The organism is Nostoc sp. MS1 (genome assembly GCF_019976755.1).
Taxonomy (GTDB): domain Bacteria; phylum Cyanobacteriota; class Cyanobacteriia; order Cyanobacteriales; family Nostocaceae; genus Trichormus.
Genome location: NZ_AP023441.1, coordinates 2,661,739 through 2,677,699, shown reverse-complemented (window position 1 = coordinate 2,677,699; position 15,961 = coordinate 2,661,739). Strand labels below are relative to the sequence as shown.

The following is a 15,961-nucleotide window of genomic DNA, read 5'->3' as shown; positions in this document are numbered from 1 at the left end:
TCAGATTAAACAACCAAGTTATTTTACCAAAGAGCGTGTAAGTGCGAAGCGAAGTTAAATCAGAATTTTGTGAAGGGAGTGGGGAGTAGGGAGTGGGGGAAGATGAGGGAGTGGGGGGAGCAGAACTAATTACTGTTGACTGTTGACTATGAAATGTTGACTATGAACTGTTGACTATGAACTGTTGACTAATGACTAGTAACAGGCGTTAACCCAAGTTTAGACAGTAGCCGATCGCAGTCAAAATGCTCTGCCATTAACTGACGAATGCAGTGTACTTTAATGGGTTCGTGGACGCGCACTTGACCGAAGGTACGGTCAACAATTTCCACAGTAGTTAGGGTATCCAAATCAACGGATAAGATGGGGATTTCTAATTCTTCAGCACGGCTAAGAATAAACTGTGGGGGAGGTAATTGTCCGGTGAGGATGAGGCATTGAGTAGAGGTTTCTAAGGCTGCTTGCTGAATTTCTACGCGATCGCCGCCTGTAACTACTGCCATATTGCGGCGTTTGCGGAAGTATTTTACTGCCGCGTTGACGTTCATAGCGCCAATTGCTAGGCTTTCCACCATCAAATCTAAGCGATCACTCCGACATAGAACTTCGGCGTTGAGCTGTTTGACTAATTCGCCTACGCTGACGCTGCGGAGTAAGTCGTTTTTCGGTAGTGTTGCTAGTACGGCAATACCATGCTGTTCTAGATAAGGACGGACAAAATTATTCACCATTTCTAACTCGTTAGTGGGGATATCGTTGATGACAACACCAATCAAGCGATCGCCCACACGTTGTTTAGCAGATAATACAGGCTCAATAGACATCAGCGAACTGTAACGGCTTACCAATAGCACAGAAGCATCTAGAACATCTGCTACTTGTAGTAAAGACAAATCAAACAAATAGCCTTCCGACAAATCTCCAGGCCCTTCTAGTACAACTAAGTCCCCACGGGGAATTTGTAAATATTGCTCTACTAGAGTCTGGTGATAATCAGTTGTGTCTTCGCCAAACAGACGCTTCTGCACACTAACTTCATCTAAAGCCAGTATTGTGGGAGCGATGCGGTTTGCCGATAGGTTGAGACTATGAGTAATAAACTGGACATCTTCTTCAACTACAGTGCCTTCCGACTTACTCAAACTATTACCTAATGGTTTGCCGTAAGCAATGTCTAATCCCTTTTGCTGTAACTGATGAGACAATCCCAGAACTGTTGCGGACTTACCGCTATAAGTCTCAGTTGAGCCAATCAGCAAATATTTAGCAGACTTTGGCACACGCGCACTCCTAATTTCAAAAGGCAATAAAACCAGTCAGGTGTTTACTAATTTTAATTGGTTCTGGCAGAAACCTCAGACGTTTTTAGAAAGTATTTTTTGGAAATGTACTTTTTTTAGGTAATCAAATTCATCAAATACTAAATATTTTTACTGCTCCAAGGTATCAGTTGTTTTAGAGACATTTTATTAGTCCATCTGCTTTTAGACAGGTTAACAACATATTTCGCCACCAACTACTGACCACCCACAAAATTGATAGTTCCCTTTTAGGTAAATATTTATAGTATTAAATATAAAAAATTAATTTATCTTAAATAAAAGTTTGAATAAATAAAAGTATAAGAGCATAACTTAAAGGATATATTTCCGTTGCTAAACTCTTATACTTAATATATACAAAAGATGTTTACTCATCTATACGCAGGAGTTTGCGGTAAAAAGATTGGGAGAAATCTGTTAGCTTATAACGTTTATGATTTTCCATTAATTCGATTAAAAAACTGATAAATTCAAAACTTGCCATCATTACTTCATAACTCAACTCAGCGTTCCCATCAAACTGCATCCGGCAACGTGTCAAATCTGAAGGTAAAGTAGCAACGTTCCAAGAAGCAACAAAGGGAATATTGTCACCTGCTTCTATTTTACGTTGCCCTTCGAGAACGCCTTTTTGATAAAGACTGATAGCAACGGGTAAAAGGTTACGCTTAGTACCTTGAATATAAGGTAAGTAGACATTCGCTTGTTGTGGCGTGGCAGGCTGGAGTTGCTCAAGAGACATCTTTGGCTATTCCTCAAGTTAATCGACAACTAGGGGTATCAGTCGTTGTCAATAGTATTCCCAAAAATTTTTGATTGTTCACATATGTGGGGAGTAGGGAGTGGGGGAAGATGTGGTTCTCTTTCAGAGACGCTAACGCGAACGGCTACGCTCACCAACCGGGAGATGAGGGAGAGAGGGGAGACAATAATTATTACTGCCTTTTGACTATGAACTGTTGACTAATGACTATGCAATACGGTTCGGTTAAAGGGGAAAGGCGAAGGGGAAAAGGGAAGAAAAAACCTTTAACCCTTACCCTTTAACCTTTTCCCTAAACCAATTATTAGTTCAAAATGCTTATCCGAACCGTATTGAATGACTATGGACTAATGACTAATGACTAATGACCAATGAGAGTGATAATCCAAGTTACTGCTAAGAAATATTAAAATGTCGGTTAAAATAGGGCAGCATTAGCTTTTTTGAAGCTGGGTGCAATTATTGCCAAAATCCGCTCCTTTAAGTTGTGGATGCTGGTATTGCAGTTTCTAGCAACAATTAACTGTAGTTTGGCGATCGCTCTACCAATCTCAAGCGCAACTCAGAGACGATTTTATCGTGATCAATCATCAGCACTATTTAATAGTCTGATTTCTGAAATAGCTAAGGATGGGCAAAGATGGCTAACGCAGTTCATTGTTAACTGATTCCCAGCTTCTAGTGAGGTGTAGACAAATACTGGTTTTTGAATCAAGTAACTTATGCCAGCCAATCCCTGGCCCGACAACGATTCCTACAAAGAGCTTGATCCACTCAATTCCCTGTTATCTGACCTCTCAATAACTGAGGAAGCAGTAGTGGAAACACGGGATTTATCTCGAACATCCCGGTTCCAAGGACGTAGAGGGAAAGCTGCTCTAGTTTTAACAATTGTCTGGAGTGGCACGATCGCTCTACATTTGGCTTCTTGGGGTTTTATTTTCATACTAGGGCTGACTACCATTTTAGGTATTCATGCTTTAGGAGTAATTTTTGCTCGTCCCCGCCACCATCAAAAAGAGATCCAGGGTAATTTACCTTTTGTATCTATATTGGTAGCCGCGAAAAATGAAGAAGCTGTCATTGCGAAATTAGCGAAAAATCTTTGTAATCTGGAATATCCCAACGGGCAATACGAAGTTTGGATAATTGACGATAATAGTACAGATAAAACCTCCGAAGTCTTAGCAGAAGTGGCAAAAGAGTGTGACAAACTCAAAGTCCTTAGACGTTCTGCTCAAGCTACTGGTGGAAAATCGGGGGCTTTAAATCAGGTTTTACCATTAACTAAAGGTGAAATCATCGCCGTGTTTGATGCTGATGCTCAAGTGGCATCAGATATGTTACTTCATGTAGTACCGTTGTTTCAACGCGAAAAGGTGGGGGCGGTGCAGGTGCGAAAAGCCATCGCCAACGCCAGAGAGAATTTCTGGACAAAAGGGCAAATGGCGGAAATGGCTCTGGATATGTGGTTCCAGCAGCAACGCACAGCCTTGGGAGGTATTGGAGAACTGCGGGGGAATGGTCAATTTGTACGCCGTCAAGCTTTAGATAGCTGTGGTGGTTGGAATGAAGAAACAATCACCGATGATTTGGATCTGACTTTCCGCCTGCATCTTGACAAATGGGATATTGAATGCTTATTTTACCCAGCAGTGCAAGAAGAAGGCGTAACAACGGCGATCGCCCTTTGGCATCAACGCAATCGTTGGGCGGAAGGCGGTTATCAACGCTATTTAGACTATTGGGATTTGATTCTCAAAAATCGCATGGGAACCAGGAAAACCTGGGATATGCTCATGTTTATGCTGACGATGTATATTTTACCGACAGCAGCAATTCCCGACGTACTAATGGCGATCGCTCGTCATCGCCCGCCAATGCTAGGCCCGGTAACAGGTTTATCTGTAACCATGTCCGTTGTTGGGATGTTTGCTGGTTTACGCCGCATCCGCCAAGAGCAAAAATTCCAAGTTCACACCCCCTTTGTGCTTTTACTGCAAACAGTACGCGGCACATTATATATGCTGCACTGGCTAGTAGTTATGAGCAGTACCACAGCGCGGATGTCCTTCCGACCCAAGCGTTTAAAGTGGGTAAAAACTGTACATACGGGAACTGGCGAATAATTCTCTTAAACAATTCAAAATACAAAATGCAAAGTCCAAAAATATACGATTGGATTTTGCATTTTTTTATATTTGATCATTAGTCATTAGTCATTAGTCAAAAGACAGGAAGCATAACTCTTTAAATTTTGAATTTTGAATTGATTACTCATCTTCTAAATCCGAGTCATCTGTCCATTCAGATGTAGCGATCTCGGTTAATGCTTCGCCATCGTCGCCAAATCTGATAATTTGCCCATCAAAAAATTGTGCTAGACGTTGGGCGGCGATCGCAACTTCGTCAGTTTCCCACTCAACTATAGGTGCTTTATTCGGGGCGGCTTGTGTTGTTTTTGCCCCTCCACTATTTGAGGTTGCTGGCGGTGTTTTTTGTGTAAGTGGGGGTGTACTGGTTTGTGGTGGAGGAGTGGCTGGCTTTCCGTTGTTAAAAGTTGGTGGAGGTGGCTGTTGTACGGTAGAAGAAGGTTTATGGCCGTTACCGTTATTAGTGTTGGCTGATGGCGTTTTTTTTACTGTGGAAGTTTTAATGGCGTTATTACTTTCTAAAGTTACCTGAACTCCACGATTAAAAGTCTGTTGGAAAGCGGCCGTAATTGTTGGTAAGTCTAATTTAACTTTGTCATACCATTTAGGTTGGACACCAACACGAGCTGTTGCGCCATTAAACTCAATCAGACTACACATTTGACCTAGTAAAGACCGTCTAGATATTGGTTCAATACTGGTGACTACTCGTTGCCAAATTTGGGCTAAGTCAAGTTCTCCTGTATCAATTACTTCTTCAGTTACAGGGGAAGTAGATTGTTCAACTGGGTTCTGTAGTGGTGCTTTGGTTTCTGGGGTAGTTGGAGGTTTAGTGTTAACTTCCTGTGAAACTGGGGATACAGACCTGTTATTAAGTTCTGACTGGCTGGAGGATGGTGGGGTTGAGGGTATGTATTGGGGGGGAGGATTTTGTGCGGCTGGTTTTTGAGGAACTGTTTGTGGTGATGCTGAACGGTTATTGTTTGATGTAGGGATTATGGTTGTAGGTTGTATGTTGGCGCTGGGTGATAGTCCTAGTAATGTCACTTCCAACCATAAGCGGGGTTGGGTGGTGTGTTTAATTTGTAGTTCTGCTTCTTGTAGGTGTTTCTGCCCTAGCAAGATTGTAGTTATGGGCAATGATTGGGCTGACTCAACTAGGGATTTCCAAGTTTGTTGAGTGCAAGCTACTAAATCATGGCGATTGGGGGCTGTTTTGGCTATGAGTAAGTCGCGGTAGAAGGCGGCTAGGTTTTGCAGAATGGTTAAGGGTTCTCGACCGCGATCTAAGATTTGCCTAGCACAGTCTAATACTCCTTCTGGGTTATCTTGGGCGATCGCTTCTAGCAACATCAACAAGTCGCGTTCACTAACTGAACCGACTAAATCCCATACTTTATCCGGTGTGACTTCATTAGGTAATAAGGCTAACTGGTCGAGTAAGCTTTCTGCGTCCCGTAATCCACCTTGGGATAATTGGGCTACCAATGTTACAGCTTCTTGGGAAATACTAATATTTTCTTTGGAGGCGATCGCACTTAAATGCTTCACCATCGCCTCTAGTTGAATGCGTCTAAAATCAAATCTCTGGCAACGAGAAATGATTGTCGCTAATACTCGTTGTGGGTCAGTTGTGGCTAATACAAAAACTACGTGTTTAGGTGGTTCTTCCAGTGTCTTTAGTAGCGCATTGAACGCCGCACTACTGAGCATATGGCATTCATCGACCACGTAAACTTTATAACGGCACTGTACAGGGGCAAACTGGGCTTTTTCAATCAGTTCGCGGATGTTGTCTACACCTGTATTACTTGCGGCATCAATTTCGATTACGTCGAGGGAGTAGCCTTTAGTGATTCCCTGACAAACATCACAAACCCCACAGGGTTCGGCTGTGGGTTTGTCACTTTTAAGACAGTTGAGGGATTTGGCAAGAATCCGGGCGCTGGAGGTTTTACCTGTACCTCTAGGGCCTGTAAATAAATATGCTGGGGCTATTTTAGCTGTGCGGATAGCGTTTGTGAGAGTGGTAGCGATCGCCTCTTGCCCCACCAGTTCAGCAAAACTCTTTGGGCGATACTTGTGGTGCAGGGGTTCATAAGACATGGTTAGGAAAAAGTCAATACCTTTTAGGGTTGATTTAGGAAGCAGTTTGCCTTAAATTTACTTACACCCCATCGTTAGTATTTTTTCCCCAAAGAGTCTGAACATTTTGAATGGTGAATGAAGTTAAACCATTTTAAACTTTGCCACATATATTGGAAACTGTGGCATACCCTAGAAGAGAATTAGTGAATGCGATCGCTAGCTTTAGGCGGCGGCTACAATCTTAGGGGAAACAATAGTAGATGGTACAGCAAATGCTCAGGCGGCTCGTCCAATGGCTGAAAAGTTTTTTTCAACGCTTGTTTGGTGGTGGTAAGAAAAAGACTGCGGTTAGAACTAGTCCTACCGCGACAAAACAACCAGCACCACCCCTCAGTGATACAGATTTAGAATTTCTGTTTACTGAACTGCTTGAAGGAGTGCATCAGGCGCGAGGCGAAGCTTGGGCTGTTAAATGGCTACAAAATATTGAGAATCGTGTCACGACTGCACAATGGGTAGATTGGTTAAAACGTTTTGGCGAAAAATTACTAGCATCCTCCTCACCAAATAATGAATTAGCAGCTCGATTAGTCCAACTGGGTGAATTGGGTGTTGGGGAAATAGGCGATGTCGCCTACGACATTGGTATGCAGGTGTTAAGCCGCAATCAAGGCGAACCCATCTGGGAATACGATGGCCCAGACCTTGATAGTACTAATGTATTATATACAGAGGAAAGCGTTTCCGCAACTGAGGAAAACCCAGAGGGAGAATATCAAACCGTCACCCTTGATCAGTTGTTTATCATGTTGCAGCAAGATGATAACCTCCGCCAACAGATAGCCGAACAGCTAGGAATAGAAACAGACGATCCGCAAGCTATTGTGGAAACTTTGATGAGTCAATATCATGCGGGTCAGGAAGCTGAGGGTGGGGAGTAGGAATCCCTCAATTATGGAAAACTATGTTAACTTTCGTAGATTCCACGGAAATTATGAGTTATCATGATGTCCTTAAACACAACGGTCTAATTTAAGACATTTTGAAAGCGTAAATGTCAGCAATATTAATGTGTTTACCCCCTGCCTAGTTGGTGAATGCAGTTTAACCACTGCCTTCGACTATACAATCTACGTTAAGTAAAATTTAAGAGTATGACAAATGCTCACTCGGCTATTTCAGTGGCTTAAAACTTTTGACAAACACCCAGTTGATAATCCACAAACTGATTATTTTAAGGGTGTCAATAAACAGGTGGCAGAAAGACCACCTGAACTAACTAATGCGGATTTGGAATTGCTGTTTACTCAACTGCTGCAAGGTGTAGAACAAGGACGAGAACAGCAATGGGCAGTTAAGTTTTTGCAACGGATGGAAGACCGTATTAGTGTTGAGCGCTGGATAGATTGGTTATTATTATTTGGTGAAAAACTATTAATCTCACCTGCACCAAATCATGATTTAGGTAGAAAAATGGTGCAGTTGGGTGAATTAGAAATTGGGAAGGTGGGAGAACTTTCCTACGATATTGGTATCCGTTTGCTAAATAAGGAATTTATTGAACTAAATGGATTTAATCAGGAACAAGAAATATCTTCGGCTACAGCCTTAGAACTTAACGAACATACTCTAGATTCGCCTGGACAAGAATTAATTCGTAACTTGGGAGATTTATTGTGGGAGTCGGAAGAACCACAAGTTAAGGCTTCTAAAGCAGCACCAGAGATTGAGACTGTTAATAATATAGATACAATTAGTAATTTACAACAATTGAGTTGGGAATATCAAATTACACCCAACGAATTAGTTCATGAAGATACAATTAGTAGTTTACAAGAATTGAGTTGGGAATATCAAATAAACCCAACTGAACCAGTAGAAGAATATAGAAGTGAACAAGTACATGAACAAAGTTGGGAAGATACCACAACAGAAGTTGAATTAGATAATGAAAATACAACAGAAATAAGTTGGGAATATCCCACAGCCTGGGCTAAATCAGTAGATGAAACCTCACAAAACAATTCACAAGGACATACTTGGGAATATACAACAGCGTCGAATCAACCAGTGGATGAAACAATAGACAATTCACAAGAACATACTTGGGAATATCAAGAAGTAGAATTTACAGCACCAGCTTTACTAATGCCAGCACAGGAAGATGTTATTAGTAACTTAGGCGAACTGGCATTGGATTATAGGCAACAAAATTCAGCAGCTATAATATCTACACAAAGTGATTGGGATCAGTCTTTAGTTAATCTAGAACCTAATGTTGCTTATACTTTAGATGAATTAATGGTGCGGCTGGATCAAAGTACAAATTTAGTCCAGCAATTGGCGGCTAATTTAATCATGCAAACTAACCAGTCGCCTACTACTACCAGTGAACAATCCAATGCGTTTATTAAGGCTCAGGCGCTATATTACCAAGGGTTGCAGTTAGCAAAAACGGGTGATTTATCAGGAGCGATCGCCGCCTATGAACAAGCAATTCAATTATACCCCAACTCTTACGAATACTGGTTTAATCGTGGTTTAACTCTGTTCCATTTAGAACAGTTTGTGGAAGCGATCGCCTCTTATGACCAAGCCATCGAACTCAAGCCTGATTATTACAAAGCTTGGTACAACCGAGGCGGGACTTTAGGACAATTGGGATTGTATGAGGAAGCGATCGCCTCATTTAAACAAGCAATTACCATCCAGCCGGATACGCCGGAAGTGTGGTCTAGTAAAGGCTGGGCGGAATTAAAGGTGGGGCAAATTACTGAAGCGATCGCCTCTTATGACGAAGCTTTGGCTTTATCACCCGATGACCCAGAAAATTGGTATTACCGAGGAATTGCTTTAGGTATCGATGAACAATACCAAGCAGCGATCGCTTCTTATGATAAAGCCTTGGAAATTTACCCGGACTTCCACGAAGTTTGGATTGATCGGGGTGTGGTGTTATTTAACTTAAAACAATGGTCAGATGCGATCGCCTCTTGGGATCAGGCTTTATCTACACAGCCAGATTTTTACCTAGCATGGTATAATCGGGGTGTGGCTTTAGAAAACTTAGGTGGTCGTGAAGAAGCGATCGCATCCTATAAGCAAGCGATCGCGATTAAGCCAGATTTCCACTTAGCTTGGTATAACCAAGCGGTGGCGTTGTTTTATTTAGAAAGATATTTAGAAGCGATCGTTTGTTATGACAACGCTTTACAATTCAAGCCTGATTACTGGGAAGCTTGGATTGGGAGAGGGACGGCTGTTGGTAATTTGAGTGAGACAGAAACGCCGTTAAATTTATTGACTGCGATCGCCACAAATAATTCTGCGTTGAAATTAGCTGGTCATGAAGGTAAATTAGCTAGTTATCAGGAAGGTTTAAAGCATATCCGCCCAGATACACACCCAGAAGGTTGGGGGAGATTGCATTTGGCGATCGCTAATACATACTACGAACAAGGTAAAAAACATTCCACATCTCGTAACTATTGGCGCAAAGCCGTCACTGAATATAATCAAGCCTTACTAACACTGACAATTGCTGGTTTTCCTCAGTTACATTTAGAAGTTTTACAATCCCTAGTTAAAGCATTACTAGGACTAGGACAAACAGCACAAGCCCAAGAACTACAGCAACGCGGCGCAAATTTATTACAAAAATTACTTAATGAACCAGGGCGCAGTAGTGAAATTAAAAAACAATTAGCCTTGAAATTTGCAGGATTTACTCAATTAGCTGTTGATATATCTGTAGAATATGGTGATTTAGTAGAAGCTTGGGAAATTGCCGAACAAGGAAAAAAAGCCTGTTTTACTTGGCAATTATCTGGATGGAATGCAGACATTCGCCCCTTAAATTATCGCTCAGTTCAACCACTACTCAATTCCCACACGGCAATTATTTATTGGCATCTTAGCCCAGTTGCATTACACACATTCATTATCAAAGACCAAGCCCCATCACCAATTCTCGTTTTTACACCAGTTCAAGATACTGGAACTATTAGCGCTACACCCCTACAAGATTTACCATTACCCGAAGCCAACAGACGGCTAATTGCATTTGAAAATTGGTTAGAAGATTGGCAACAAACCTATCAAGCATATCGCCAGCAAGCTCAAGACCAACAAAGTAAAAATAATCATCCTTGGCGCGTAGAAATGGAAGAGAGATTGTTGCAATTAAGGAATATTTTAGAAATTGACACAATTCAACAAGAACTGGAAGGTATTACCGAACTAATCTTAGTTCCCCACCGCGATTTATTTAAACTACCTCTACATTCTTTATTTCATGTAAATTCAGCCACAGAAGAAATCTCAATTTTAAATATTAGTTATTTACCAAATATTCAAACAGGATTATCAGTAAAAAATACAGACATTGCCCAGTTTGATAACCAAGTCTTCTTAAGTGTGGAATACCCTGAAAATACAGTTTATCCTACCTTGAGGTTTGCTAACCTAGAAGCCGAAGTTGTTAGTCAGATGTTTACAAACCGTCTCCGCATCCAAGGTAGGGACGCTACAAAAATTAACTTTGAAGATGCTTTCTTTGCAAAATACAATATATTGCATTTTTCAGGTCAGGCAATTAATATTGCAGTTGAGCCTAAAGCATCAGAATTAGTATTAGCGGGTCAAGATAAGTTTACTTTAGAAGAAATCTGCGAAACGAATTTATCAACATATAACTTAGTTACTCTTTCTCATTGTGAAACTGTAGCTAATAATCAAATAACTACAGGTGAATATATAGACTTAGTGAGTGCTTTCTTCCATAAAGGTGTTCCTCATGTAATTAGTACTCTCTGGACAATAGAATCATCTGCCAGTGCCTTAGTAATTATTGAGTTTTACCGCCGACTAAAATTAGTACAATCAGCAAGCACAGCTTTAACAGAAGCTACTCTTTGGTTAAGAGAATTAACAGCAGCAGAACTAACACAATGGTATGAAGATTTGCTCAAAAATCTTGATCCAGATGAAATAAAAATCAAAGCTTACTTAGCCACCCATTTATATAGAATTAGTAAAATGCCCCCCGATAAAAAACTTTATTCTCATCCTTATTATTGGGCAGCTTTCGTGATTACAGGTAAGCCCGGAAAATCCCTAAGCTATTATCTCCATACCAACAATTAAAATACAGCACAGGTTAGCAATTGATAATTGCTAAAAGTAAAAACTTGTACCCATCACTGGCATGATGGAACTGTATATTAATTACGAATTACGTAGTCGCAAGCCTTCTCTACGAGACGCTACGCGATGTCGCAGACTATTACGAATTACAAATTATTATGTCTCTCCAAATTTACGGAATCCCTAACTGCGGGACTTGTAAAAAAGCCTTAAGCTGGCTACAAAATAATAATGTTGACTATGAATTTATTAACACCAAAGAGAATCCTCCAACAAATGAATTAATCAAAGGTTGGGTGAAAGCTTTAGGTTCTGCACCCATGCGTAATACTTCTGGTCAATCTTATCGCGCTTTGGGTGATGAAAAAAAGAACTGGACTGATGAACAATGGATTGAAGCATTTGCAAAGGATGCAATGCTACTCAAACGCCCACTTTTTGTTATCGATGGTACAGCCGTCGCGGTAGGCTTTAGAGATGAGAAAGTAATTAAAGAGAAATTAAATATAACTGGATAAATAATTAAGCTATGTAGTAAAGACTTTAGTCCTCAAAAAAGACGGCTCTTGCGTTGGTTTTATGGTACGGCATTAAAATAGCCGTTTTATAGAAAGGCTCAAAAATCTAAAATCCAGTCATAATAAGGAATATAAGCTCTGACTAGATTTTATTTATTATTCGACTCCATAAAAGGAACTGAAGAGCCAAAAATACTAAAGTCTTTACTATAAATTACATATTAAACTATCGGCATATACTTGATTGATATTGTGGACTGCTTTGTAATAATCTTGGAGGATTACGGTTCCATGTAGCAATGACTATACCTAAAGTAGAAAGTGAGACAATCGTAATACAACTCAGCCATCTAATTTGATGACGTAAAGCCTTAACCTCAAGCATCGCATTTTCTGCTGGTAAAAGTTGAGGTTGTTGAATTGTTGAGGCTTCAACAGCTATTTCTTGAGCCACAGCAATGGGATTTTCAAAAGCTACCTGAGTGTATAACCAATTGGCAATTAATTGAGGGCAATTTTTCTTAAACCAGTGCCACGCATAAATTTTAAATACAGGTTTAGACATCCGAGCGATTGATTTCAATACTCGATTAAAAGGTCGATAGCGAAACCTTTGGTTAATAAAGTTGACTGCACCAATATCATAAAGGCTATCTAAAATCAGTTTAATTGTAGCTTCTTCATTCTCAGATAAGTTGAGTAGCAAAAGCTGGACATCTCGCATTCGCTGTTTTTCAATTTGCTTACGAGCTAATTGATCTGAAGAACTTATTGAGTGATTTAAAGATTGGTTTCTAATTATAGTCATATTAAAAAAATAACAAACATGATAGTCAGTACATGAGTAACCAAAGAGAGAAATATATTAGCTATCAAACTAGTCCTTATATTGATAATTTATTAGTAATCCATCGCAAGATATAGATATAAAAAACTTTTGGAAGAAATTCAGTTATGAAAACAAGACATTTTTGACAATTGGCTAACTACTCATAGTATAAAACAGTACTAAAAATTAAACTAAACTTAGGATGCCCTCAGAAAAAGTATGGGTAACATGCCACTACTTGCATTTCGCGTATTAGTTCTCGTAAAGTACCCGTAACAGTGCTGATTTACCAGTTATTTACCACTGTTTACTTGAGACTATTTTGCATAGTGAATTACTAAAGACAATGCCTGTACGCCAAACCCTATTAACACCTGAGATCCAACTGTCTTACTTGGAATGGAATCAAGGTGGAAAAGAACCTTTGCTGCTATTACATGGTTTAGGCGATCATGCCTTAGTTTGGTCTAGTTTAGGAGATTATTTAGCGGCAGACTACCACATAGTAGCGCCAGATATGCGGGGTCATGGCGAAAGCAGCAAGCCAGAGAAAGATTATAGCTTTGAGAGTGCGATCGCCGACCTAGAAGCCCTCATGGATCATGTAGGCTGGACATCAGCCCACATCGTCAGCCATTCATGGACAGGTAAATTAGCAGTCATTTGGGCAAGGCAAAATCCCCAACGCCTGCGGAGTATGGTGTTAATTGACCCCATCTTCATTTGGAAAATGCCCAACCTATTTCGGCTAACATTTCCCCTGCTTTACCGCTTCTTATCCTTCCTCAAAGCAATGGGGCCTTTTACCAGCTACGAACAAGCCGAACAAACAGCACAACAATTAAACCAATTCCAAGGCTGGAGTCCTTTACAACAACAAGTCTTTCAAGCTGGAATCGAACAGAAACCCGATGGTAGCTGGGGTAGCAAATTTACCATAGCCGCCCGTGATGGCATTTTTGATGATGTATTGCGCGTACCTGGCTTCACCATTTCCCTAGACACTCCAGCCTTGTTCATCCAACCAGAACAGGGACTAAACCGCCAGGAATGGCAAATCAAACCCTACAAAACCTATCTTAAAAACTTCCGCCTGTGCCAAACACCCGGTAATCACTGGCCTTTCTTAACCGCACCACAGACATTCAATCAAACAATAGCAGCATTCTTAGCAGAATGTCAGGAAAAGCAATCTCATCATTGATAGATAGATAAGCAGGGAATACAGTTGACAGCGATGCACTGAGCTTGTCGTACCACTCCGTGGTTCGCGGTAGCGTTGCGTAGCAAAGCAAGCTACGCGGAGCGTCTGTCTACGACACGCTTGCGCGAACGCAGAGAAGTGTTGACAGTTAACAGTTGACAGTTGACCAATGACTAATGACTATGGACTAATGACTATGGACTAATGACTAATGACTCTTTTTGTATAAATCCAGTTTGCCCCAAGCCTAACCATCCCGGTAACAACGAAAACCGATTTTGTCAAAGTTGTGGTTCCCAATTGGAATTGCTAGGACGCTATCGGGTAAAGCAATTTTTAAATGATACAACAGGCATTGCCGCAATTTATGAAGCCTACGAACAAAACACAGCCAAAATACTCAAAGTCCTCAAAGCTAATTACGCCAGTGATTCTCAAGCAGTAGAACAATTTCGCCAAGAAGCGGTGGTTTTAGGACAGCTAAATCATTCGGGTATTCCTAAAGTTGATAGCTACTTCCAACATCAAACCAGAAATGGAACGATTCTGCACTGCATCGTTACAGAGAAAATCACTGGAACGAACTTAGAAGATTGGCTACAACAGCAACACTATCAGCCGATTTCCCAAACACAAGCTATCACTTGGTTAATACAGTTAGCAGAGGTTTTAGATTTAGTACATAGCAAACTATACCTGCACTTAGATATTAAACCATCTAATATTCTGCTCCAACCTGACGGGAAGGTAGTTTTGATTAACTTTGGTGCAGAGAGAATTTATGCTAATGGAACCACTACACCAACCTTATTATCTGGTTACAGCGCTCCAGAACAGATGAACGGAGAAGCTGTACCGAAATCTGATTTTTTTAGTTTGGGACGTACTTTTGTCTTTTTACTCACAGGACAACATCCCTTAGATATGTATGATGTTCACCAAAACTCACTGCATTGGCGTAACCATACTAAACAAATTTCACCTTCGTTATTGAATTTAATTGATTGGTTAATAGCACCAGAATTAAAAAATCGTCCGACAAACGCTAAGGGAATTTTACAGCGTCTACGAGATATTGAGCAGCAAGTTAGTGTTCCAGAATCACCTAAAACTGAACAACACACTCAGCTAAAACATCAAATTTCTTCACAATCCTCTATTAAAAACCTTAAAAAAGTTCCGTTAACCGCATTTTGTGCCGCCCTTTTAGTTTCAGTAGGGTTGCTAAGTTTAGTTAGTTTCTGGATAAGCTATCCCAGATTTACCTTATTACCACCACCAAGCCAATCACCACAAAGAAAAGGCAAGATTGCTTACTTTTCTTATGAAGCAGGTAAAGATAATCAAGGACGGTATGCTAAATTTAATATAGCTGTTTTATCAATGGAATATAAATGGCTTTCTGGCAGTAATTTTCAAATTAAAAATAATGATAGAGTAATTAGCCTTGATGTTTTAAAGTTACGTTTGGAGCAAGAAGGCATACAGGAAATAATGGAAAATCCAGAGGAAATTATCTCTGTAGGAACTGCTTCTTGTGAAGGTAATATAACAGTTGCTCAACGCAAAGCTTTCGAGCGATCGCAACAGATTCAAAACCTAGTAAAAAGACTATTTCAAAGTACACCAAGCGTTAAAAATTACCGCTTATTAAATTTAGGGCAATTTCAAGCTGTGGATTGTCAAAGTAATCGAGATTTAACTGCATATCAAAGCAGTGTCATTATTATAGGTGTAAAAAGACAATCTAAAGCTGTAGTCATTGACGAGGCTTTGCGAGATAGATTAGAAAATAAACCCTTTGGGGATTTTAAATTAGAAGATTATTCTTTAGGTTCTGTAGATAAATTTAAGACAATATCAAGTAAAATGTAACATTGTTTTTTGGGTGCGATCGCTCACTAATAAATTTATGGAGATTGAAGATTTAAAAGGAGAG

General features: G+C 40.3%; 11 protein-coding genes. 7 read left to right on the top strand and 4 right to left on the bottom strand.

Annotated elements, in window-relative coordinates:
- Window positions 1-188: 188 nt before the first annotated feature.
- Both NSMS1_RS11535 and ebsA read right to left on the bottom strand, forming a co-directional pair.
- Complete coding sequence (locus NSMS1_RS11535) at window positions 189-1,280, bottom strand: phosphotransacetylase family protein (RefSeq protein WP_224093275.1); 1,092 nt, start codon at window positions 1,278-1,280, stop codon at window positions 189-191.
- Window positions 1,281-1,689: 409 nt separating this feature from the next.
- Window positions 1,690-2,064, bottom strand: a complete 375-nt coding sequence (gene ebsA, locus NSMS1_RS11530; RefSeq protein ID WP_224093274.1) for a type IV pilus biogenesis protein EbsA — start codon at window positions 2,062-2,064, stop codon at window positions 1,690-1,692.
- A 464-nt stretch (window positions 2,065-2,528) separates the two neighbouring features.
- On the opposite strand from ebsA, the gene NSMS1_RS11525 reads away from it, so the two are divergent.
- Complete coding sequence (locus NSMS1_RS11525; RefSeq protein ID WP_224093273.1) at window positions 2,529-2,753, top strand: hypothetical protein; 225 nt, start codon at window positions 2,529-2,531, stop codon at window positions 2,751-2,753.
- A gap of 54 nt (window positions 2,754-2,807) precedes the next feature.
- On the top strand, window positions 2,808-4,214 hold the full coding sequence (locus tag NSMS1_RS11520) for a glycosyltransferase (protein ID WP_224093272.1): 1,407 nt from the start codon (window positions 2,808-2,810) through the stop codon (window positions 4,212-4,214).
- Between the two features lie 144 nt (window positions 4,215-4,358).
- Here NSMS1_RS11520 and NSMS1_RS11515 read toward each other — a convergent pair whose 3' ends face one another.
- Complete coding sequence (locus NSMS1_RS11515; RefSeq protein ID WP_224093270.1) at window positions 4,359-6,344, bottom strand: DNA polymerase III subunit gamma/tau; 1,986 nt, start codon at window positions 6,342-6,344, stop codon at window positions 4,359-4,361.
- Between the two features lie 242 nt (window positions 6,345-6,586).
- Here NSMS1_RS11515 and NSMS1_RS11510 point away from each other — a divergent pair, with 242 nt between their 5' ends.
- From NSMS1_RS11510 to NSMS1_RS11500, 3 genes are all read left to right on the top strand, one after another.
- Window positions 6,587-7,267 carry a hypothetical protein gene (locus NSMS1_RS11510; RefSeq protein WP_224093268.1) on the top strand — a complete coding sequence of 227 codons (681 nt, stop codon included), beginning with the start codon at window positions 6,587-6,589 and terminating at the stop codon, window positions 7,265-7,267.
- Window positions 7,268-7,487: 220 nt separating this feature from the next.
- The gene (locus NSMS1_RS11505; RefSeq protein WP_224093266.1) at window positions 7,488-11,471 is read left to right on the top strand and encodes a CHAT domain-containing protein; all 3,984 of its coding nucleotides are present in this window, start codon (window positions 7,488-7,490) and stop codon (window positions 11,469-11,471) included.
- 158 nt (window positions 11,472-11,629) lie between these two features.
- Window positions 11,630-11,989: a Spx/MgsR family RNA polymerase-binding regulatory protein gene (locus NSMS1_RS11500; protein ID WP_224093264.1), complete on the top strand. Its 360-nt coding sequence runs from the start codon at window positions 11,630-11,632 to the stop codon at window positions 11,987-11,989.
- Between the two features lie 226 nt (window positions 11,990-12,215).
- Here NSMS1_RS11500 and NSMS1_RS11495 read toward each other — a convergent pair whose 3' ends face one another.
- A complete protein-coding gene (locus NSMS1_RS11495) occupies window positions 12,216-12,797 on the bottom strand; it encodes a hypothetical protein (protein WP_224093262.1) in 582 nt (193 codons plus the stop codon).
- Between the two features lie 367 nt (window positions 12,798-13,164).
- On the opposite strand from NSMS1_RS11495, the gene NSMS1_RS11490 reads away from it, so the two are divergent.
- Together NSMS1_RS11490 and NSMS1_RS11485 are read left to right on the top strand one after the other, a co-directional pair.
- Entirely contained in the window at window positions 13,165-14,022 is an 858-nt protein-coding gene (locus NSMS1_RS11490; protein WP_224093260.1) for an alpha/beta fold hydrolase, read from the top strand.
- A gap of 204 nt (window positions 14,023-14,226) precedes the next feature.
- Window positions 14,227-15,897 carry a serine/threonine protein kinase gene (locus tag NSMS1_RS11485; RefSeq protein ID WP_224093258.1) on the top strand — a complete coding sequence of 557 codons (1,671 nt, stop codon included), beginning with the start codon at window positions 14,227-14,229 and terminating at the stop codon, window positions 15,895-15,897.
- The last annotated feature ends 64 nt before the right edge of the window (window positions 15,898-15,961 follow it).

Coding starts and splice junctions, on each gene's coding strand:
- NSMS1_RS11510 (WP_224093268.1), top strand. CDS start 6,587: ATGGTACAGCAAATGCTCAGGCGGCTCGTCCAATGGCTGAAAAGTTTT.
- NSMS1_RS11495 (WP_224093262.1), bottom strand. CDS start 12,797: ATGACTATAATTAGAAACCAATCTTTAAATCACTCAATAAGTTCTTCA.
- NSMS1_RS11520 (WP_224093272.1), top strand. CDS start 2,808: ATGCCAGCCAATCCCTGGCCCGACAACGATTCCTACAAAGAGCTTGAT.
- NSMS1_RS11515 (WP_224093270.1), bottom strand. CDS start 6,344: ATGTCTTATGAACCCCTGCACCACAAGTATCGCCCAAAGAGTTTTGCT.
- NSMS1_RS11505 (WP_224093266.1), top strand. CDS start 7,488: ATGCTCACTCGGCTATTTCAGTGGCTTAAAACTTTTGACAAACACCCA.
- ebsA (WP_224093274.1), bottom strand. CDS start 2,064: ATGTCTCTTGAGCAACTCCAGCCTGCCACGCCACAACAAGCGAATGTC.
- NSMS1_RS11485 (WP_224093258.1), top strand. CDS start 14,227: ATGACTAATGACTCTTTTTGTATAAATCCAGTTTGCCCCAAGCCTAAC.
- NSMS1_RS11490 (WP_224093260.1), top strand. CDS start 13,165: ATGCCTGTACGCCAAACCCTATTAACACCTGAGATCCAACTGTCTTAC.
- NSMS1_RS11500 (WP_224093264.1), top strand. CDS start 11,630: ATGTCTCTCCAAATTTACGGAATCCCTAACTGCGGGACTTGTAAAAAA.